Annotated in this window: 16 protein-coding genes; 10 read left to right on the top strand and 6 right to left on the bottom strand. The window is 63.8% G+C overall.

What is annotated here, in order from left to right; genetic code table 11:
• Window positions 1-18: 18 nt before the first annotated feature.
• Window positions 19-1,476, top strand: a complete 1,458-nt coding sequence (locus tag ACR30Z_RS07380; RefSeq protein WP_434371834.1) for an APC family permease — start codon at window positions 19-21, stop codon at window positions 1,474-1,476.
• Window positions 1,466-3,097, top strand: coding sequence for an amidohydrolase (locus ACR30Z_RS07385; RefSeq protein ID WP_434371836.1), 1,632 nt, complete (start codon window positions 1,466-1,468; stop codon window positions 3,095-3,097). The genes ACR30Z_RS07380 and ACR30Z_RS07385 overlap by 11 nt, the downstream gene beginning before the upstream one ends.
• A gap of 10 nt (window positions 3,098-3,107) precedes the next feature.
• On the opposite strand, the gene hrpB is transcribed toward ACR30Z_RS07385, so the two are convergent.
• Both hrpB and ACR30Z_RS07395 read right to left on the bottom strand, forming a co-directional pair.
• Window positions 3,108-5,879, bottom strand: a complete 2,772-nt coding sequence (gene hrpB / locus ACR30Z_RS07390) for an ATP-dependent helicase HrpB (protein ID WP_434371838.1) — start codon at window positions 5,877-5,879, stop codon at window positions 3,108-3,110.
• Window positions 5,815-6,858 carry an NAD(P)-dependent alcohol dehydrogenase gene (locus tag ACR30Z_RS07395; protein WP_434371840.1) on the bottom strand — a complete coding sequence of 348 codons (1,044 nt, stop codon included), beginning with the start codon at window positions 6,856-6,858 and terminating at the stop codon, window positions 5,815-5,817. The genes hrpB and ACR30Z_RS07395 overlap by 65 nt, the downstream gene beginning before the upstream one ends.
• A gap of 130 nt (window positions 6,859-6,988) precedes the next feature.
• On the opposite strand from ACR30Z_RS07395, the gene ACR30Z_RS07400 reads away from it, so the two are divergent.
• Both ACR30Z_RS07400 and ACR30Z_RS07405 read left to right on the top strand, forming a co-directional pair.
• The gene (locus ACR30Z_RS07400) at window positions 6,989-7,882 is read left to right on the top strand and encodes a helix-turn-helix transcriptional regulator (protein ID WP_434371842.1); all 894 of its coding nucleotides are present in this window, start codon (window positions 6,989-6,991) and stop codon (window positions 7,880-7,882) included.
• Window positions 7,883-8,014: 132 nt separating this feature from the next.
• Complete coding sequence (locus ACR30Z_RS07405) at window positions 8,015-9,700, top strand: acyltransferase (protein ID WP_434371844.1); 1,686 nt, start codon at window positions 8,015-8,017, stop codon at window positions 9,698-9,700.
• A 48-nt stretch (window positions 9,701-9,748) separates the two neighbouring features.
• Here the strand turns inward: ACR30Z_RS07405 and ACR30Z_RS07410 are convergent, their stop codons facing one another.
• The 4 genes from ACR30Z_RS07410 to ACR30Z_RS07425 all read right to left on the bottom strand — a co-directional run bounded on the left by ACR30Z_RS07410 (window position 9,749) and on the right by ACR30Z_RS07425 (window position 13,276).
• Window positions 9,749-10,999: an RNA polymerase sigma factor gene (locus tag ACR30Z_RS07410; protein ID WP_434371846.1), complete on the bottom strand. Its 1,251-nt coding sequence runs from the start codon at window positions 10,997-10,999 to the stop codon at window positions 9,749-9,751.
• 31 nt (window positions 11,000-11,030) lie between these two features.
• Window positions 11,031-11,450, bottom strand: a complete 420-nt coding sequence (locus ACR30Z_RS07415; RefSeq protein ID WP_144648180.1) for a YciI family protein — start codon at window positions 11,448-11,450, stop codon at window positions 11,031-11,033.
• Window positions 11,451-11,624: 174 nt separating this feature from the next.
• Window positions 11,625-12,182 carry a Clp protease N-terminal domain-containing protein gene (locus ACR30Z_RS07420; protein WP_434371848.1) on the bottom strand — a complete coding sequence of 186 codons (558 nt, stop codon included), beginning with the start codon at window positions 12,180-12,182 and terminating at the stop codon, window positions 11,625-11,627.
• Between the two features lie 158 nt (window positions 12,183-12,340).
• Window positions 12,341-13,276, bottom strand: coding sequence for a 5'-3' exonuclease (locus ACR30Z_RS07425; RefSeq protein WP_434371850.1), 936 nt, complete (start codon window positions 13,274-13,276; stop codon window positions 12,341-12,343).
• Between the two features lie 184 nt (window positions 13,277-13,460).
• On the opposite strand from ACR30Z_RS07425, the gene ACR30Z_RS07430 reads away from it, so the two are divergent.
• The 6 genes from ACR30Z_RS07430 (at window position 13,461) to ACR30Z_RS07455 (ending at window position 21,619) form a co-directional block, all read left to right on the top strand.
• Window positions 13,461-15,395 (top strand): FAD-binding monooxygenase, encoded by a 1,935-nt coding sequence (locus ACR30Z_RS07430; RefSeq protein ID WP_434371852.1) that lies wholly within the window; start codon window positions 13,461-13,463, stop codon window positions 15,393-15,395.
• Window positions 15,396-15,625: 230 nt separating this feature from the next.
• Window positions 15,626-16,480 (top strand): MurR/RpiR family transcriptional regulator, encoded by an 855-nt coding sequence (locus ACR30Z_RS07435; protein WP_434372155.1) that lies wholly within the window; start codon window positions 15,626-15,628, stop codon window positions 16,478-16,480.
• 57 nt (window positions 16,481-16,537) lie between these two features.
• Window positions 16,538-17,443 (top strand): NAD(P)-dependent oxidoreductase, encoded by a 906-nt coding sequence (locus tag ACR30Z_RS07440; RefSeq protein WP_434371854.1) that lies wholly within the window; start codon window positions 16,538-16,540, stop codon window positions 17,441-17,443.
• 26 nt (window positions 17,444-17,469) lie between these two features.
• A complete protein-coding gene (locus ACR30Z_RS07445) occupies window positions 17,470-19,017 on the top strand; it encodes an aldehyde dehydrogenase family protein (protein ID WP_434371856.1) in 1,548 nt (515 codons plus the stop codon).
• An 11-nt stretch (window positions 19,018-19,028) separates the two neighbouring features.
• On the top strand, window positions 19,029-20,252 hold the full coding sequence (locus tag ACR30Z_RS07450; RefSeq protein WP_434371858.1) for an amidohydrolase: 1,224 nt from the start codon (window positions 19,029-19,031) through the stop codon (window positions 20,250-20,252).
• A complete protein-coding gene (locus tag ACR30Z_RS07455; RefSeq protein WP_434371860.1) occupies window positions 20,249-21,619 on the top strand; it encodes a DUF3100 domain-containing protein in 1,371 nt (456 codons plus the stop codon). The genes ACR30Z_RS07450 and ACR30Z_RS07455 overlap by 4 nt, the downstream gene beginning before the upstream one ends.
• Window positions 21,620-21,661 lie beyond the last annotated feature (42 nt).

Consider the following 21,661-nt stretch of genomic DNA (forward strand, 5'->3'; position numbering starts at 1 on the left):
TGAACTCAGAGGACCCCCATGCCTGACCTCGAAACCCGACCTCCAGCAGCGGATGCTGGAAATGGACTCAAACGGAACGCGATCGGCACCGGTGGCATCGCCTTCCTGGTGATCTCCGCAGCAGCGCCCTTGACCGTGATGGCCGGCGTGGCGCCTGTAGCCATTGGCATCGGGGGCATCGGCGCCCCCATGGGCTACATCATTGCCGGCGCGGTCCTGCTCGTCTTTGCCATTTCCTTCATGGCGATGACCAAGCATGTGAAAGCGGCCGGCGGCTTTTACACCTACATCACGCTGGCCATGGGCAAGACAGTGGGACTGGCCGCGGCGGTCCTGGCCATCGTTTCCTACAACTGCCTGCAAATCGGCGTCTATGGTCTGTTCGCCGTCCAAACCCAGGCCATGCTGCTGACACTGTTCGGCCTGGACGTGCCATGGCCGGCCGTCGCCTTGGTGGCTATTGCCGCCGTCTGGCTCCTTGGTTACCGCGGCATCGACGTCGGAGCCAAAGTCCTGGGGATTCTGCTCATCGCCGAGACGGCGATCCTTGCCATCATGGGCGTCGGAATCCTGGCGCGAGGTGGCGCGGAAGGCATCAGCTTCGGATCGTTCGCCCCGGAGCACGCTTTCACCCCTGGCGTCCTCGCGATCCTGGCCATTTGCTTCGCGGCCTTCATGGGATTCGAATCAACGGTGCTGTACCGCCAGGAAGCACGTAATCCGGACAAGTCCGTCCCCAGAGCAACCTACATCGCCATTGGTTTCATGTCCGTGTTCTACGCCTTCATCGTTTGGACCGTTATCCAGGCCTATGGCGACGGCAACGTGGTGAGTGCAGCGGGAGAGCTCGCCGACGGGATGTTCTTCGCCACCATCAGCCAGTACGTGGGCCCGTGGGCCGAGGTGGTCATGTATGTGCTCATCGTGACCAGCGTGTACGCCTCCCAGTTGGCTTTCCACAACGCCATCAACCGCTACGTCTACATGCTCGCCAAGGATGGGATCCTACCGGCGTTCCTCGGCAGGACCCACCCCAAGTACAAGTCGCCGCACCGTGCCGGGCAGATCCAGACTGTCCTGGCCGCCATCGTCATCATGATCTGCGCCATTGCCGGCGCCGACCCCTACAAGCACCTGCTGATCTGGGTCAACACCCCAGGCATCGTAGGGATCGTGGCGCTGCAAGGGCTGGTGTCCGTCGCAGCGTTCATCTACCTGCGCCGCAATGCAGCTGCGGTCACCAACCGGTTCCTCATACCCGTCAGCGCAGCCTCGGCCGTCCTCTTGTTCGGGGTGGTGGCGTTGATCGCCGTCAATATCGAGCTCCTGACCTTCGCGGACGCGCTGACCAACACCATCCTTCTCCTGGTGGCGCCCACCGTTTTCCTGGTAGGGCTGCTCCTCGCCCGAAGGCTGCGCGCCAACCGTCCCAACGACTTCGCCCGAATTGGAAGCTTCGAAACCCATGACTCCTGACCTCATCGTCCTTGCTGACACCATCCACACGCTGGACAGCCACCATGCCCATCCCCTCCAAGCAGTCGCCGTCAGCGGTGGGGTGGTAGCCGCCGTCGGAAGCCGCCAGGACGCACTGGACTGGCAGGCCACCGGCACGCGCGTGGTGGACCTCGGCAGCGCAACCCTGACGCCGGGCCTGGTGGACTGCCACATCCACCCAGTGTTCGGATTGGACCTCACTATCGGCGTGGACCTCTCCAGCGCGTCGACGCTGGAGGAAGTCCGTGCGCTCCTGCGGACAGAAGCAGCGCGCGACGTCGACTGGTTGCGCGGGTGGGGACTGAACCCGAACGCTTTCGGTACAGTGCCTCTGCACCGCAACGTGCTGGACGACGTCAGCGACGGTAAGCCCGCATTCATCCGGCTGTTCGACGGGCACTCGGCGGTGGCCAACAGTCGTGCACTGGCCGTGGCCGGAATCCACGGCCGGTACGAATTCGAGCAAGCGTCGGAAGTGGTGTGCGATAGTGACGGCGTCCCCACCGGATTCCTCATCGAAGCCGCCGCGATGGAGCTGGTCCAAAGCCACATACCCAAGGAACCATTCGACGAGCGCAAGAGCCGGCTCGGCGCGCTCCTGCGTGACTTTGCCCGCTCGGGCCTGACCGGTGGCCATGTCATGGACCACAGTGACGAATCGTCGGCGCTCTTGCAGGCACTTGAAGACGACGGCGAACTGCCGCTACGGCTGCGTACGGCACCGTGGTGCATGCCGGGCAGCGGCGAAGGCGAGTGGAAAGAACTTGCCCGGACCATTGGCACCGGAGGCCGACGCTGGTCCATTGAAGCCATCAAGCTGTTCGTCGATGGAACCGTGGATAATGGCACCGCCTGGCTCTACGAACCGGACCTGTATGGCCAGTCCACGGCACCGTTCTGGCCACGGCCGGAGGAATACACGGGCGCTGTCCAGTATTTCGCTTCCCGCGGCATCCCCACGGCGACGCATGCGATTGGTGATGCAGGAGTGGAACACGTGTTGGATGCCTTGGAATCACTGCGGGGTCTTGTGCCGGCAGACATTCTGCGCGGGACCGTCCACAGGATCGAGCACCTGGAGACCGTGCCGGATGATCTCGTGGACCGTTTCAAGGGAACGGGTGTGGTCGCCAGCATGCAGCCGACGCATTGCACGCATTACTCCCTCGCCGACCACAGCGATAACTGGTCCACGCGTCTCGGGGCGGAGCGTGCCGACCGGGCGTGGCGGTGCCGGGATCTTCGCGAGGCCGGAGTGACCCTGGGCATTGGCTCTGACTGGCCGATCGCTCCCTATGAGCCCCTGCCGATCATGGCCGATGCCCAGCTGCGGCGCCGTTCCGGAGCGCCAGAGCAGGAACCCATCGCGCCGTCACAGGCCCTTAGTGCACTCCAAGCCCTTGAGGGCTACACCTCGCACGCGGCCAAGGCCGCCGGGCTCTGGGACGTCTCAGGCTCGATCACAGTAGGGAAGCGCGCAGACTTCACTGCGTTCGAACTCGATCCCTTGACCGCGGATCCGGACGAGTTCGCCGCCAGCAGCGTGCTGGGGACCTTCGTGGACGGCGAAATTCAGTTCCTGCTGGAACGTCTGGCGTAGCCGGAAGGAACTACATACGGTTCTTGGTCTTGGCCGTAGCAGGCGCAGTCCACGGGTCTTCGGGCCAGGGATGCCTGGGGTAGCGCCCACGCATCTCGGCCTTGACCTGCGCATAGGGCCCGGACCAGAACGACGCGAGGTCGTCCGTGATGGCCAGCGGCCTGCCTGCCGGGGACAGCAGATGGAACAGCACCGGCACCCTGCCGTCCACCACATGAGGGGTGCTGTCCCAGCCGAAACACTCCTGGAGCTTAACCGCCACCACAGGCCGGCCGCCGTCGGGCTGACCGCTGCCATCGGAAGCCTCCGGGTAGTCGATCCGCACGCGAGAACCGCTGGGCACCGCCAAGCGTTCAGGCACCAGGTCGTCCAGGCGGGTGGCCTCCGGCCAAGGCAGAAGGCGCCGCAGTGGGTCCGTGAGGTTGATGGATCGTGCGGGGGTGCCCGTGGCCATGGCCTCCAGTTCAGGGGCAAGCCACTCCTCCAGCCTGGCCAACAGACTCGATTCACTCACGTCGGGCCACGGTGGGCCGAGCTCACGATGCAACAGCGCGAGCCGCCGCCGCAGGGCATCAGCGGAGGTTGACCAGCCGATCATGGACAGTCCGGACTTTCCGAGTGCCTCGGCGACGGCATGGCGTCCTGCCTCCGGGGTGGCGCGAACGGGCGTGGATGAGAGGACGATCGCTCCCAAGCGTCGCTCCAGTCGGGCAGTCACCCGTCCCTGCCCAAAGGCCGCTTGCACACTTTCTTCCAGCAGCCCCGGCGCTGCAGCTTCCGCCAGTTCAGCAGACAATGGGGCCGCCGCACGGATGACCGCCCCGGTTCCGGCAGCGTCCCGGCCTTGGGCGCGCGACACTTCGGCGATGGCGAGCCAATCCTGGCCGGACAACGGGCTTCCTGCCGGCAAGCCGGCCCGCGTCCCCGACGACAACAGGTACGTGGTGGTTCCATCGCCTGGAACACGACGAGCCACGCGGTCCGGGAAGGCCAAGGCCACTACAAGTCCAGCAGCCTCCACCGCGGTGACGTCAGTGACCAAGGACTGACGCTCGACGGCGGCCGCTTCCTGCCGCACTATCGACTCCATGCGCTTCACCTCCTCAGTGAAACGCCGCCTGCCGGGGTCGGAACCGGAACGAAGGGACGCCAGCAGCTTGGTCAGGTCAGCCCCGGGTGCCCGATGGTCACCTGCCACGAGAGCGACGATTTCCGCCGCTGCGCGCTGGCCCACCACCGCGGCTCCGTCGATCAGGGCGCGGGCAAGCCGGGGGTCGGCAGGGACCCGCGCCAAGGTTTTGCCCAAGGCGGTGGCTACCCCATCGTCAGCGACGGCACCCAACTCCCGGAGGACCTCAACGGCATCGTCCATGGCCGTCCGGGGCGGTGTGTCAGGAAGCGAAAGGCCACGGCCTCCCGGTGCGCCCCAGCAGGCAAGAACCAAGGCAGCACCGGTCAGGTCCGCGACCGAAATTTCGGGGGTTTGATGTGCGGGAGCAGCGGCAAAAGCCTGTTGGTCGTAACAGCGAACTACCGTACCGGGTCCTTGTCGCGCAGCGCGGCCCGCCCGCTGATCAGCGGATGCGCGGGAACAGGAGACCGTTACCAGGCCCGTCATCCCCCGCCCCGCATCGCGGCGGGGTTCGCGGGAAAGCCCGGAATCTATCACCAGCCGCACCCCCGGGACAGTGAGCGAGGATTCCGCCAACGACGTGGACACGATGATCCGTGGCGGGCCTCCCGGTTCCCGGCCGGAGATGGCGCGGTCCTGGGCCTCCGGGCCGATCTGGCCATGCAATTCAAGTACCTCAACGCCCCCTTGCACCTGCGCGCGGAGGCGGCTGGCGACGTCGGATACTTCACGCGCGCCCGGAAGGAACACCAAGGCGTCCACATCGGGGTTCAGCAGCAACGCTGACGCGTGGGCCGCGGCCGCCGTGCGGGCGACGTGATCGAGGAAGGCCCGTGCCAATCCCCTGCCATCCAGCCTCTGTTCCCTGCCCGGAACCCATGCCACTTCCAAGGGGTGCAACGCTGAGGGACAGTCGACAACGGGAGCCGGCCCGCCGCCGTCGTGGGTGCTTCCTCCCAACAGCGCGGCGAAACGCGGTGCGTCAAGGGTGGCCGACATGGCGACGAGCATGAGGTCGCCGCGAAGTTCGTGGACTTCGGCGAGCATGCCCACCAGCAGATCTGTTTCGAGTCCACGCTCATGCACCTCGTCAAGGACCACGGCGTGGATGTCCTCAAGTCCGGGGTCGGCGAGGAGTCGTCGGAGGAGTATGCCTGGTGTGACGAATTCAACCACCGTGTCCTGGCTGGTTTTGCTTTCCCCGCGGACGGTATAACCCACTCGGTCGCCAAGGCGGCTGCCGTCCAGCAAGGCAAGGCGACGTGCGGCTGAACGGGCCGCAACACGTCGGGGTTGGGTGACGACGACACGGGGCCGAACACCTTGCCGCTGGTCCAGGAGATTGGCAAGCAGCGGCGGCACCAACGTGGTCTTGCCCGTGCCGGGCGGCGCCTGCACCACTGCCGTGCCGCCGTCGCCCTGTTCTGTCAGGGCCGCAGCCAGGTCCTTGAGGGAATCAGCAAAGACCAGCCCCGTCCCCATGGTGTCCAGTCTGAAAGTCACCTGTCCATTGTCCCTGTTGCGCGGCACCGAAAAGGCCGCGACCCCGTGAGGGAGCGCGGCCTGATCGGTGGTGCCGTGGCTTCTAGCCGATGGTGGAGGCGTCAATGACGAAGCGGTAGCGGACGTCCGAGGCGAGCACACGCTCATAGGCCTCGTTGATCTTGCTGGCCGGAATGACCTCGATCTCGGCACCCAGGCCGTGCTCCGCGCAGAAGTTCAACATCTCCTGCGTTTCGCGGATGCCGCCAATCGCAGAACCGGCAAAACGGCGACGACCGGTGATCAATGAAAAAACGTTCACCGGCAACGGCTCCGCCGGAGCACCAACGTTGACAAGCGTGCCATCCAGCGTCAGCAGCTGCAGGTAGGCGCTGATGTCGATGGACGCACTGACCGTGTTGATGATGAGGTCGAACGTCCCGCCGAGCTGTTCGAACGTGGACGGATCGCTGGTGGCGTAGTAGTGGTCCGCGCCCAGCTGGAGACCGTCCTCCATTTTCTTCAAGGATTGTGAGAGGACTGTCACCTCCGCGCCCATGGCGTGGGCGAGCTTCACGGCCATGTGGCCAAGGCCGCCAAGACCAACAACGGCAACCTTTTTGCCGGGGCCGGCACCCCAGTGGTGCAGGGGTGAGTAGGTGGTAATACCGGCACACAGCAGCGGCGCGGCGACGTCCAGGTCCAGGCCTTCCGGGATCGTGACAACAAAGTCTTCGTTCACCACGACGTGGCTGGTGTAGCCGCCTTGAGTGATGGTGCCGTCACGGTCAACGGACCCATATGTACCGACGTTTCCGTTGAGGCAGTATTGTTCTTCCCCGGCCAGGCAATGCTTGCATTCCTTGCACGAGTTGACCAGGCAGCCAACGCCAACCCGGTCGCCCACCTTGTGTTTGGAGACATCCGAGCCAACTTCGGTGACGATGCCCGCGATTTCGTGGCCGGGCGCCAGCGGATACTGCTGTGGGCCCCAATCGCCCCGCACAGTGTGGATGTCAGAGTGGCAAATGCCGGCGAACTTGATGTCGATGCTGACGTCGTTGGGGCCGACGTGGCGGCGTTCGATAGTGGTGAGGGTCAGGTCGCCCGTAGCCGAGGGGGCAGCGTAAGCGTTAGCGGTAGGCATGTTTCTCCTGCGTGGTGAACGTTGTGGATGCTTTCCATCTAACCCTCTTTCCCTGGGTGAAAGGAGTTACTGCTGTTAGGGGTAATGGCAGGGACTCCCTCAGCAGGTCAAAACGCCTACATTTGGAAGCATGGACAACCGGACTGAGACGCGCGACTTCCTGGCCACTCGGCGGGCCAAGATCACTCCCGAACAAGCGGGGCTCGCCGCCTACGGTGGGAATAGGCGCGTGCCGGGGCTACGACGCGGTGAGGTAGCCATGCTTGCTGGTGTGAGCGTGGAGTATTACACGCGTCTTGAGCGCGGTAACCTCTCAGGCGTTTCGGAAAGCGTCCTGGAGTCACTGGCTGGCGCGTTGCAACTGGATGACGCAGAACGGGCGCATTTGTACGACCTCGCCCGGGCAGCGAGCGACGGCGGCAGAGCACGGCGGCGACCGGTGCGGAAGCAAGCCATTCGACCTGGAGTGCAACTCACGCTGGACGCGATCACGCAGTCACCGGCGTTTGTCCGAAATGGACGCTTGGACATTCTGGCCACCAACGCCTTGGGACGGGCACTCTACGCCGATATCCATGACAGCCCCGCCGGTCCGCCCAACCACGCCCGCTTCCTGTTCCTCGACCCCCGCAGCCACGACTTCTACACGGACTGGGAACGAGCGGCCAACGACACTGTGGCCATCATGCGTACAGAGGCAGGCCGAGATCCCTACGACCGCGGACTCAGCGACCTGGTGGGCGAACTTTCCACCCGCAGCGAGGAATTCAGGGTCCGCTGGGCCTCCCACAACGTCCGGCTGCACTACACCGGGAAGAAGCACTTCCGGCACCGGATCGTGGGAGACCTGCATTTACTCTATGAAGCCCTTGAACTATCGGCCGACTCCGGCTTGACCCTCACGGTCTACAACGCTGAGCCCGGCACGGGCACCGCTGATGCCCTGACTCTGCTTGCCAGTTGGGCGGCAACCCAGCTGACTCCGCAGTCCTCAGAAGACGTGCGCCAGAACCTTCGCCAGTGACCACCCGGCCCTTTCAGTTCTGATCGTTTAGCGGCCAGGCGTTGACCGGGCTTGTAGGCCAGCCAATAATGATGGCAAGCGCTTTCCCGTTCCAGCCATGTGGCCCCTATCCCTGATTGCGGAGACAACAACGTGAATCCCCGGCACGATCTTAAGTACGACTATTCGCCCTGGACGTTCTGGGGCTCAGCCGCGGATTCCGAGCGCGAGGCGCAGCTCGAGTACCAAGAGGGCATTGCTGAACGGCTGGGCATCCTCCTTGGAGAGCGGGCCTTCCTGTCCCCACTGGCCAATCTTGATACAGACACACTCTCGATCGGCGTCGGCTCGTTCATCGCCGCCCATGCATACGTCACTGGCTCCATCACCATTGGCGACGACTGCACGATCAATGCCTTCACGGTGGTCCGTGGGAATATCACCATGGGCGACGGTGTCCGGATTGGCGCACACACATCCATCCTGGGCTTCAACCATTCCATGGACCCGTCCGAGCCTGTGTTCAGGCAGCCGCTCACCAGCAAAGGCATCACCATTGGAGACGACGTCTGGATCGGTTCCAACGTCGTGATCCTTGATGGCGTCACCGTTGGGTCACACGCCGTCCTCGCCGCGGGTGCCGTAGTCACCAAAAACGTTCCGGAGTGGTCCGTGGTGGGTGGTAATCCCGCGCGTAGGATCCGGGACCGGCGGGATACCTCCGGTGCCAAGCCAGCCGCCCAACCACCAGCAGCTGACGACAGGATGCGCTCCGCGCTTGCGGCCTTCGCCAATACGGCGCGCGCCGACGCCCCAACGATTCTCGCGCGCAGCTGGAGGCCCGCTGCCGATGGTCAGTTCCTGGACCGACCCGGCGTGGAACCCACAGTAAGGGCACATTGCGACGCGATTGAGATCGCGGACCTGCTCCTGGGCTCTGTTCCTCCGCAACTTTCGCGGGAAGAACACGTGCGTCGACTCCAAGGCCTTCAGGATCACGTGACTGGCCTCGTGCCGGAACTCGGGCTTGATGGGCCGGCCTCCGCTGGAGGTCTTCGATTCGGCGCTGGCCCGGCGACCTACCATGTGCTTTCCGTAGGGTATGCCCTGGACCTGGCAGGAAGCCGGTTCGTGCACCCGATTCACGCGGTGGCGGAAACCGACCCTGCGTCGCTGGTGGCTCAGATGGACTCCCTTCCCTGGCGAAAGGAAGCGTGGGAAGCAGGTGCGTGGGTTGATGCATGGGGAACCGCTGCCTATTGGAACCTCACACAGAACCACGGCAGTTCTCCGGGGTCACTGAATACCTTGTTCGGTTGGTTGATGACCCATGCCAATCCGCTTGCCGGGACGTGGGGCACTCCCACGGACGACACCCGCCTCAAGGTGGTCAACGGCTACTACCGCCTGACGCGTGGCACTTTCGCTCAGTTTGGGTTGCCTGTGCCGTACGTCGAACGGCTCGTGGACACCGTGCTGGAGCACTCGGCGGATCCGCGGTACTTCGGCCCGGGTAGGCAAAATGCCTGCAACGTCCTGGATGTTGCCCATCCCCTGTGGCTCGCGGCCAAGCAGTCCAATCATCGCCGGGACGAGGCGAACGCCTGGGCACGGGGCCAGCTCAGCCAGGCGCTGGGTTGGTGGCGTGCTGGGGAAGGGATGGCCTTCAGCATCGCGCCGGAAAGCGGAAACCAACACCTGTCAACGCTACAAGGCACAGAGATGTGGCTCGCCATCATCTGGTACCTCGCCGACCTTCTCGGAGGCGCCGAAGCCCTGGGCTACCGCCCCCGCGGAGTTCACCGCCCTGAGCCTGCCCACTATCTGCCGACGCTGTAAACGGAGACAACAAGCCAGTGTTTTCCACATAGGTGAATCCGTGACCTACTACTCGGACAAGTGGGCGATCTTGCGTTCCAGCGATGTGCGTTCGGCGGCATTCGAGCAGAGGTCCAAGGCTTCAGCCAGGGCCTCCCTCGCCTCGCTGTAGCGGCCAAGCCGGGACAGCAACTCACCCCGCACTGTCGGCACGAGGTGGGAACCGTCCAGCTCACCCCTGACCTGAAGCGCATCCAGGAGTTCCAAGCCCGAGGCTGGGCCCGAAGCCATGGCCACTGCCACGGCGCGGTTCAATTCGATGATGGGCGACGGCGTCAGTCGGCCAAGTGCTTCGTACAGGATCACAATCCGCTGCCAGTCCGTCTCCCCCGCCGTACGCGCCACGTCATGGCATTCAGCAATCGAGGCCTGCAGTCCATAGGCGCCGAGACCCCGGCCCGCCGCCACGGCCGTCGCAAGCGCCGCCCTGCCTCGCCGTATGGCGGACTGGTCCCACCGCCGTCGATCCTGGTCTTCCAGAAGCACTGGCAGTCCAGCAGCGTCGAGCCTCGCCGGGAAGCGGGCCGCAGTCAATTCCATCAACGCCAACAGCCCGAACACCTCGGGCTCAGGGGCCAGCCGCACCAACACACGGGCAAGTCGGCGGGCCTCATTGGCCAGCTCTGTCCGCATCCAAGTATCACCGCCGGAGGCGAACGAACCCTCGGTGAAAATCAGGTAGACCACTTGCAGAACGGACCCCAGCCGCTCAGGAATCTCGCCTGTTTCCGGCACGCCAAACGGGACGTGGGCCGCCGCAAGCGTCTTCTTGGCACGCGTAATGCGCGCCTGAATAGTTGGAACGGGGACCAGAAAGGCCTTGGCAATCTCCTCGGTACCCATGCCACCAACCACCCGAAGCGTCAGGGCGATTCGAGCTTCCTTGGACAACACCGGGTGGCAGGAAATGAACATGAGTGCCAGCACGTCGTCGTCGATGGCGTCAGGGTTGAACAAAGTGTCCACGCCCGGTGCCTCCTCGGACAGGTCGTGCGCCAGTAGGGCGTACTTTTCATCACGGAGGGCACGCCTCCGGAACGAGTCGATGGCACGCCGCCGGCCGGTGGTCAGGAGCCAACCCGCCGGCTCAGCCGGAATGCCGCTCACCGACCATGACACCAACGCTTCCGCGAGTGCCTCCTGCGCAAGGTCCTCGGCCAGCGGGAAGTCCCCCGTGTAGCGGGCGAGGGCGCCGACGATGCGGGCAGATTCACTACGCCACACAGCTTCGACGGCGGCCCTTGCCTCATTGCGGCTCACTTCGGCTGCTGCCTACGGCTGTTCAGTGGGCCTAGAGTTGCCCGGTCTGCTCGCGCCACGCGCGTTCCTTTTGGATCCATTCGTTGTCCTGGGGGAACTCGTCGATGCTGGTGACGCGCCTGATCTCGGTCTTGGTTCCCGAGGTCATCGGTGCCCGCTTAGCCCATTCGATCGCTTCCTGCTGGGACGCGACATCCAGGATGTAATAACCGCCGAACAGTTCTTTTGTTTCACCGTAGGGGCCGTCAGTGACAACGGGAGTTTCGCCGGTGAAGTCGACCACCACGCCATCTTTGGCGTCGTCCAGCCCTTCAGCTGCGAGGAGGACGCCGGCGCGGATCAGTTCGTCGTTGAACTTTCCCATGGCTTCGAGGATCTCGTTGAAGTCGATGTCTTGGAACTTGGCGTATGAGTCGTCGTCTGCCCGCATGATCAGCATGTACTTGGCCATTTGGATCAATCTCCTGTGTTGTGGAAGGTCGCCTTTCGACCTTCTCATCCATAGGTCGAACAGTGCGAGGACAAATCGACAACACCCTGGAAAAGTTTCCGGCAGTGATGAACAGGGATCCCCCGGGCGTACCCTGAGGATCCCTTTTCATCCGTTACGGCCGTGGGTGGCGTCCTACCGGCCGCCTCCTCCGATGACTCCCGCTTCAACTGCCTTCGTCACAGCATCGGCTTCGGCTTGGGTCAGCTTGCCGTCCGTGACGGCCTTATCGAGTCGCGTCTTCAGCGCAGCAGCGCGTTGGGCCTGGCTGTCGGCACGGATTTCCTCCAGGGCCGTCGTCACCTTGGCCTCGTCAACGCCGAGCGCTTCGGCCAGCGACTTGGCGAGGGCTGCGTCCTGCGCCGAACGGTCCGGCTTGGTACCCACCACGCCCCCGGTTGGCGGCGTGGTGGGCTTGTTGGCCTCACGGAAGGCCTTGAGGGCCTCGGTCACTTTGGCTTCGTCAACGCCGAGCTTGGTGGCCAGCTCAGTGGCAATCTGGCCACCGTCACGACCATGTCCGTGGCCGCCTGGCTTGCCGCCGCGATCGGAAGGGGTGGTTGCATCTGCTGACGAGGTAGCGCTGGGCGACGGGGTGGTGGCCGCTGTGGCCATACTGGTTACGCCCATTCCTGCACCCAACGCCAGCGCTCCTGCTGCAACGCCCAGCGTAATTCTCTTGGTTTTCGACATGTACCTCTCCTCAATGAGCCGTTAGGTACGGCTGGTGTCTGAGGGACGGTCGGTGGTGCCGTCCTCTTATCACCATGAGAGGGCCACCCCAGTCCACGCTGTTGCGAACCTTTGATTGTGCTGTGAATGCAAAGGAGGGGCTGTGAAATGGAGCTTTTTCAGTGAACGCGGTCCAAGGCATCGAGGAGGCGCTTGACCGATCCGCCCAGGTTCCAGTCGACGGCCAGCTGCTCCAGTTCCGCCCGCGCCTCGCCAGCGACGGGACGCAGTTCGGCGCCCGCGTCCTCGAGCGTGGGGACCTTCAGGTCCCGCACAACGTTGACGACGGCGGGCGCCACCTTAAGGTAGTCCGCCGCCGCTGAAAGTTTGGCTCGGACGGTAGCCGACAACCCGCCGTCGGGGTCTTCAGCCGCTTCCAGCAGGGCATCCAGCGAACCGTACTCGCCGAGGAGGGACGCTGCTGTCTTCTCGCCGATCCCGGCCACGCCGGGGAGACCGTCCGAAGCATCCCCTCGGAGTGTGGCAAAGTCTGCATACTGTTGCGGAAGGACGCGGTACTTCCCCACCACTGCAACCTCGGTGAGTACCTCCAGGTTCTTCATGCCGCGGGCGGTGTAGATGACCCTGACGTCACGGTCGTCGTCTACGAGCTGGAAGAGGTCGCGGTCACCTGTCACCACATCGGTGGGGATGCGGGCATGGGTTGCGTAGGTACCCACGACGTCGTCCGCTTCATGCTCATCAACACCCACCACCGCGATGCCAGCGAGAGCCAGTACGCGTCGGATCATGGGAATCTGCGCCTCCAACGGATCGGGGACTACCTCGACGTCGGGTCCGTCCGCCACGATCTCGGCCACCCGGTGTGACTTGTAACTGGGGATCAGGTCCACCCGCCATTGCGGGCGCCAATCGTTGTCCCAGCAGGCGACGACGTGCGTTGCCTCGTAGTCGGTGGTGAGGCGGGCAATCATGTCCATCAGTCCGCGAACGGCGTTGACCGGCGTTCCGTCCGGCCGACGGATGGTATCCGGCACGCCATAGAAAGCACGGAAATACAACGAAGCGGTGTCCAGGAGCATCAGTCGCGGCATACCCCCGATCCTGACACGCCGACCGTCCATTACGAAGGAACCAACCCGATTCAGTCGGAACAGGGCGCCAAGACTTGAACACCGATGTGAGCAGGATTACCATTGTGTGAGCGATAATAGAACACCATGTTCTATTATCGAACAACTTGGCGATTGTCAGCCCACAAAGAAGTGAGGAAAGCCCGTGCAGTTCCACCATCACGGATACGTATCCGGTGACCCCCGAGTCGAACCGGGGGCCGGCGTCGGAATCGACCGCCCAGCCGATCTTCCAGACGAAGTTGACGTCCTCATCGTGGGCAGTGGTCCGGCTGGGATGCTGGCCGCGGCGCAGCTGTCGCAGTTCCCTGACGTCACCACCCGGATCATTGAGCGTCGCCCCGGAAGGCTCGCTATTGGCCAAGCCGACGGCATCCAGGCTCGCAGCGTCGAGACATTCCAGGCCTTCGGGTTCGCCGAGCGCATCACCGCAGAGGCCTACCGTATTACCGAGATGGCCTTCTGGAAGCCGGACCCCGCTGACCACTCCCGCATCGTGCGCGCCGCCCGGGCTGTTGACGATCCCGCGGGCATCAGCGAGTTCCCGCACCTGATCGTCAACCAGGCTCGCGTGCTGGACTACTTCGCCGAATTCATGGCCAACTCCCCCACACGCATGACTCCTGACTACGGCTACGAATTCCACAGCCTTGAGGTCACGGGTGCGGGCGAATATCCCGTCACGGTAACGCTGGTCCATACGTCCGGGCCAAACGAAGGTCAGGCCCGCACCATCCGTGCCAAGTACGTCGTGGGCGCGGACGGTGCGCGGAGCAGGGTCCGTGAATCAATCGGCTGCCACTTGGCGGGAGACCAAGCCAACCACGCGTGGGGCGTTATGGACGTCCTGGCCGTCACCGACTTCCCGGACATCCGCACCAAATGCGCCATCCAATCCGGCAGCGGCGGCAGTATCCTCCTGATTCCCCGCGAAGGCGGCCACCTGTTCCGCATGTATGTGGACCTGGGCGAAGTAGCGGCCGATGATCACGGGGCCGTCCGGAAAACCACCATTGAGCAGATCATCCAGAAGGCCAACGACATCCTCCACCCCTACACCCTGGACGTCCGCAACGTGGCGTGGCACAGCGTGTACGAGGTCGGCCACCGCCTCACGGACAGGTTCGACGACGTTCTGCCGGAGGAGCGCGGGACCCGCACCCCGCGGGTGTTCATCACCGGCGACGCGTGCCACACCCACAGTGCGAAGGCCGGCCAGGGAATGAACGTCTCCATGCAGGACGGCTTTAACATTGGCTGGAAGCTCGGACACGTCCTTGAAGGCCGCAGCCCCGAAAGCCTGCTGGATACGTACTCTGCGGAGCGCCAAGTGGTAGCGAAAAACCTTATCGACTTCGACAAACAATGGTCCTCCCTTATGGCCAAGAAGCCCGAAGAGTTTGAAGACCCCGCGGAACTGGAGAACTTCTACACCAGCACCGCCGAGTTCCCCGCGGGCTTCATGACGCAGTACGCCCCTTCCATCCTGGTCGCTGAGCCGCAGCACCAGGGACTCGCAACGGGCTTCCCCATCGGAAAGCGTTTCAAGTCTGCGCCGGTGCTCCGTGTCTGCGATACCAACCCGATGCACCTGGGCCACCATGCCAAAGCCGACGGCCGATGGCGTATCTACGTCTTCGCCGACTCCGCGAAGGCCGGCGCCCCAGGCGCGGTAGCGGACTTGGCCGAGTGGATAGCGAACTCGCCGGACTCCCCGCTGGCCGCAACGCCGTCGAACCTTGACAGGGATGCCTGGTTCGACGTCAAGGTGATCTACCAGCAGGACCACACCAACGTGGACATCAACGCCGTTCCGGCGGCCTTCAAACCCACCGTCGGGCCCTTCAAGCTCACCTACCTGGAGAAGGTATTCGGCGCAGATCCGGCGAACGACATCTTCGAACTGCGCGGCCTCAGTCGTGACGGCGTGGTGGTGGTTGTCCGCCCTGACCAGTACGTGGCCAACGTGCTGCCGTTGACGGCGACGGCGGAACTCGGCTCGTTCTTCGCACCTCTGCATTCCGCTCGGCGCATTGAAGCAGCGCAGGCGAATAAAGGCCTGGTGAGCAACCAAGCCTAGGCGTCCAACAGGTGCCGGGAACCCCACAGGGGTTTCCCGGCACCTGTCGTTTAACGCGGTGCCATGACATTTCGGCCTACAGGCGGAAGGTTTACACGGCTGTAACGCAAACCACTAGCCGCAAACAGAATTGCAGAGTATGTTAATTGCAATCCAGTTTGCCGAGTGATGTGCATTACAAGGAGTTTGAGACCGTGACAAGCAAGCAAGAAGAGGCGGGCACCGCACCCATGGCGCGGGAAGCCGTGGACCACGCGTGGCTGGGAGACGCGCTCCCCGAGATTGCGCTGTCCAAGTCGCAGGCGAGGGTTGTGGAAGTCATTGCCCGAAATCCGCAGCTTTCTTCATATGCGGACATCGCAGAAATCGCCCAACGCTCCGACGTCAACAATTCCACCGTTGTCCGTACCGCCCAGCGCCTGGGCTACCGCGGCTGGCCCGACCTCCAGCGCGAGCTTCGCTCTCGGTACCTGGTGATGATCTCCACCGAAGACACCCTTCTCGAGCACGGCGAGCACCGCAGCCCGCTCCACGACGCACTGACTCACGACATCGAGAACCTGCGGCTCACCCTCGACTCAAACACTGCCGAAGACGTCGAGGCCGCCATCGCCGCCCTCGCCTCAGCGCAGTCCATCACCACCATTGGCATCGGCTCCTTCGCTGGACCGGCAAGCGTCATGGCGCACTTAGGGTCCACCATGGGATACCCCATCACGCTGGAAAACCGGGGCGGCGTCCACTTGGCCTCGGCAGCCAACAGCCTCGGCCCCGGTGACGTCCTGGTGGTGGTCAATATGTGGCGGTCAGTCCAACAGATCATCGTCACTGCAGAAGCCGCCAAGCAGTCCGGTGCCACCGTCGTGGCCATCAGCGATATGCGCCGTGGACGCCTTGCTGCAGCCGCGGACCACCTGCTGATCGTCGCCTCGGAAGGAATCTCCTTCTTCCAGTCCGTGACCGCGGCCAATTCCATGGTTTACGGCCTGCTGGCCGGCATGGAAGCAGCCCACCCGGAGCGCAGCCGAACTGCCATCCGGCGAACCCAGCAACTCTGGAAAGACCTGGACATCTACCTGGACTGACGCGGGCTGTTGGCCACCACAGTCTTCCTCCGTCAAGATCCCCACTTAGGAGTACTCATGAGCAACAACCGCCGCATAGCCGTCATCGGCCTCGGATCCATGGGAGGCGCGATGGCGTCAACCCTGCACAGTGCGGGCTGGGACGTCACAGGCTTCGACCCCTCGGAAGCTGCACGCAACGCCGCTGCCGGGGCTGGAATCTCCACCACGGCAGAACTACGCGACCTCGCCGGCGTCCCGTACGTCGTCCTGTCCTTGCCCTCAGCCAAAATAGTCGAGGCAACCGTACCGGTGCTCCTCTCAGCGCCCGGGACCCTCGCAATTATTGACACCACCACCTCCGAACCAAGCACCAGCACGTCCATGGGGACCCTGGCGGACTCCCACGGCGCAGCGTTCGTGGATGCGCCGGTTTCCGGCGGGCGCGACGGCGCAGCAACCGGAACACTCAGTGCCTTCGTCGGAGCAACAGACACCGCCGTGGCGGCTGCCCAGCCCGTCCTCGACGCGCTCACCGGCGGAAGGTACGCCCACATCGGCGGACCCGGCAGCGGAAACGTCGTCAAACTGTTGAACAACGTCCTTGCCGCCGCCAACCTCGTCTCCGTGGGAGAAGCCCTCGGCGTGGCGAAGGCCTATGGAATCGATCCGGCCGTGGCTGCCGCCAGCATCAGCAACGCCTCCGGAGGCAGCAAAGTCTCCGCCGCGATGTACCCCAACTGGGTTTTGTCCGGCACCCACGACTCCGGTTTTTCCCTCGGCCTGATGGCACGGGATGCTGCCCTCGCCATCGACATGGCACGGCAGGTCGGCGAGCACCCCGAACTTTTGGCAGCCGCGGCCGAACAGTGGCAGGAAGCACTGGCTGCCCTTGGGCCGGCCGCAGATTTCACCGAGATCGCCAGGACAGTTGCGCCCGCTGTAACTCCCGCCGGCGCCCCCAAAACCACGCACGTCGCGTAGCCATCCAGTAACAAAAGGACAGTATTTTGAACATCACTACAGCCCCTCCTGCCTCCTCCGCGAAGACAGCCCGCGATGTCCTGGGCGCAGCCTTTCCTACGGGCCTGGGCGCTTTCGTCGACGGAAGGGTGCTCCCTGGATCAGGCAGCAATGTCACTCTGACGTCTGCGGCCACGGGTGAAGCCTTTGCCACGTATGCCGATCCCGGCACTGAAGGTGCCGACGCCATTCTGGAGAGCTCCGTTCGCGGCGCTGCAGCATGGGGCTCCCTGAACGGCTTCGACCGCGCTGCCATCCTCCGTAACGTCAGCAGGGTGGTCGAAGCCCACACCGAGGAATTGGCGATCCTCGAATCGGCCACCACTGGAAAGCCCATCCGTGATGCCCGCGTTGAAGCATCCAAAGTGGCCGAAATGTTCGGCTATTACGCAGGCTGGGCGGACAAGCTCACTGGCCAGACCATTCCCGTGCCGGGCCCGTGGCACACGTACACAGAGCGGGTCCCGTGGGGAGTCGTGGTGGCGATTACTCCTTGGAATGCCCCGCTGTTCACGGCCGGCTGGAACTCGGCGGCGCCACTCGCAGCCGGCAACGCCGTCATCATCAAGCCCAGCGAATTCACACCTGCCACAACCGTCCGTCTCGCCCAACTGGCCCACGAAGCCGGACTCCCCGACGGCGTTTTCAACGTAGCCGTGGGGCTCGGGCAGACTGTGGGAGCCACCCTCACGTCCGATCGCCGGGTCAACAAAGTCAGCTTCATCGGTTCCGTCCCCACGGGCCGACGGGTTGCCGTAGCCGCTGCGGAAGCCGGAATTCCAGCCTTGTTGGAGCTTGGCGGCAAGAGTGCCAACATCGTCTTCGCCGACGCCGACCTCGAGCGCGCCGCCGACGGCGCCATCTCCGCCATCTTCTCCGGTGCCGGGCAATCCTGCGTGGCCGGGTCGCGCCTGCTGGTGGAACGCAGTGTTCACGCCCGGTTTATTGAAATGGTGGCCGAACGTGCTGCCCGGCTCCGGGTCGGGGATCCGCTGGACGCCGCCACCGAGGTGGGGCCGATTATCACCGCGCCACAGTTCGCGACCGTCACTGCGCTGATTGAGGCCGGGATGCACGACGGCGGACGTCGGCTAACGGGGGGAACATTGCCCGAGTCGTTGGCTGGCTCCCCTTTGGCCGGCGGTCATTGGGTCATGCCAACGCTGTTGGACGGCGTGACTCCCGCCAACCGTCTGGAGACAACGGAAGTCTTCGGACCCGTGGTGGGTGCGGACGCCTTCGACACCGAAGCTGAAGCGATCGCCCGTGCCAACAACACCAACTTTGGCTTGGCCGGCGCCGTGTGGACCTCCAACGTTTCCCGCGCCCACCACATCGCCCGTGAGGTGAAGGCCGGGACGTTCTGGATCAACTCGTACAAAACCATCCACGTAGCTGTTCCCTTTGGCGGCTTCGGTGATTCCGGCCACGGCCGCTCCTCCGGACCCGGTGTGTTGGACGAGTACACGCAGACCAAGGCAGTCTGGGTGCCCACACGGGCAGCCGGATCTCCCTTCCCGTCCCTGTCCTACTAACAGGAAGAATCATGGAATTCACCAATACAGCCTCCTCACTTGTGCTGCGTCAAGCCTTGGCGGAAGGCGTCACGTCATGGAAACCCCGGGTTCAGTCCCTGTCGGAGGACCTGCACGCCAACCCAGAGATCTCCTTCCAGGAAGTCCGGGCCGCAGAATCGATTACCTCCCTGCTCGCCGAAGGTGGCTTTGAGGTCACCCAGGGAACGGCCGACCTTCCGACAGCCTTCACCGCTACCGCGGGAACCGGAGATCTCACGGTTGCCCTGTGCGTGGAATACGATGCCTTGCCGTCGGTGGGGCACGCCTGCGGACATAACCTCATCGCTGGAGCCTCGGTGGCTGCTGCGCTGGCGCTCCTTCCCCATGTGGATGACCTTGGCATCACGTTGAAGGCGATCGGCACGCCAGCCGAGGAGCATGGAGGCGGTAAAGTGCTGATGCTGGAGCGGGGTGCCTTCGACGGCGTAGGCCTGGCATTGATGGTCCACCCGGTCCAGGACGGCGTGACGTACAACCCTGCGGGCACCACGGCCCAGGCTGTGGGCCGCTACGAGGCCGTCTTTACCGGCAAGGCCGCCCACGCGGCCGCCGCCCCACATATGGGCGTCAACGCCGGGGACGCGGCCGTGCTCAGCCAAGTTGCCATTGGCTTGCTCCGCCAGCAGATTCCCGGCGACCACCGTGTTGCCTGCTACGTGGCGGAGGCGGGCCACGTCACCAACATTATTCCGGATCATGCCGTGGTTCCCTTCGAATGCCGTGCCTTCACCCTCCCGGAGTACGAGGCACTGCTCGAACGGGTCAAGCACTGCTTTGAAGGCGCGGCTCTCGCCACGGGCACAACGCTCCAGATCGCTGCCGCGGAACCGCTCTACGAGCCGCTGGTCCAAGACGTTGAACTCGCCGCCCACTGGACCGAAGCCATGGATGCTTTCGGCAAAGACACATCCCCGGCGGCGGGAATGGGAGGGGGCTCCACGGACATGGGCAACATCTCCCAAGTCATTCCTTCCCTGCATCCGTGGTTGAGCATTCCCGGCGCCAACGTCCCCATCCATTCGCACGGCTTTGCAGCTCTTGCGAACACTCCCGAGGCATACGCCGTGATGTTCGAGGCAGCTACTGCGCTGGCTTGGACTGTGGCGGGTGCCGCAACAAATCCCCAGCAGAGAGAACGCTTCGTCAAGGCGGCCTACCGCCGTGAAGCCCTTATCCAGAAGGCAACATCATGAGCACCAGCACCGAAACCGCGCGGACAGACAAGGCCGGAACGCGGCTGACTCTTCCGATTGCCGCCCTGGCGTTTGTCATCGCCCTTGCGGTCCAGTTCATCGGCCAGGCCAAGATTGATCTCGGCATTGGAGCGATCATCATCTTCCCCATGGTCTGGGGCTTGATTCTTGGCCTATTGGTCTCCATCCAAAAGTTCAAGCCGCTCGGCCTGGATCTCCAGCGCGTGGCAGCGGCCCTTGTTGGTGTCGCCGTCCTGCTCCTGGTGGCCAGGCTTGCCTTCAACATTGGGCCCAGCCTGCCGAGCCTCATTAAGGCCGGCCCCGCGCTGCTCCTGCAAGAGGTGGGCCACTTGTTGGGAACCATCGTGTTGGCACTGCCATTGGCTGTCCTGCTGCGGATGGGCAAAGCCACCGTGGGCGCCACGTTCTCCCTGGACCGTGAACCGTCGTTCGCCATGGTCTCGGAGAAGTATGGTCCGGACTCCGATCAGTACCGCGGCGTCCTGGCAATGTACGTTTTCGGCACCCTGTTCGGCGCCATCTTCATCACACTGCTGACGTCGCTGGTTGCCAATTGGAAGATCTTTGATCCCCTGGCTTTGGCCATGGGGGCGGGCGTTGGTTCGGGCTCCATGATGGCTGCCTCAGCGGCGAGCATCATTGCCGCCTACCCGGCAGACCAGGAAGCCATCCTGGGCATGGCCGCCGTCTCCAACCTCATCACCACCATCCTGGGCGTCTATGTAGGCATCTACATCGCCTTGCCCGTGGCAGACCGGTTCTACAAGGTGCTCACCCGCAACAAGGAATCTCAGAAGGTTGCTGCCGGCACGGCTCCCCAGGCCCGCACCGCGGCTGAGTTGGAACAGGACGAGGTCCAGGCCGAGGAGAACCGCCGCTTCCGGGAAGAGGTGGCAAAGTCCTCTGCGGCGATGAAGTTGCCCCTGTGGCTTTCCTTGTCAGTCTTGACCGTATTGGGTGTTGGAACCGCCGCGGTGGCCGCGAAGGGCCTGAGCTGGTCCATCCTTGCCGGCTACGGCATCATGCTGGCCTTGGTCCTCGTCAGCCTGTTCCTGGCAAAGATCACCAGGAAGATCTCTGCCATCGTCTTCATCACCACCATCGGCGCGTACATTTCCAGCCCGTGGTTCTTCGGAGCCGGCGTTTTGAACGAGGCCGTCAAGACTGTGGACTTCCTGTCCATCGCCACGGTGATGCTGACTTTGGCCGGCCTTTCCCTTGGCAAGGACATTCCGTTGCTGCGGAATATCGGTTGGAAGATCATTCCCGTAGGTCTCGTGGCCATTACCGCGTCCTTCCTGCTTTCCACAGTCATTGCGGAGTTTGCCCTGGGCCTCTGGCACTGACAAACCACCTGGCTGCGGCCCGGACGCCCATCACGTGCGGGC

The organism is Paenarthrobacter sp. FR1, assembly GCF_051106045.1.
Lineage (GTDB): Bacteria > Actinomycetota > Actinomycetes > Actinomycetales > Micrococcaceae > Arthrobacter > Arthrobacter nitroguajacolicus_A.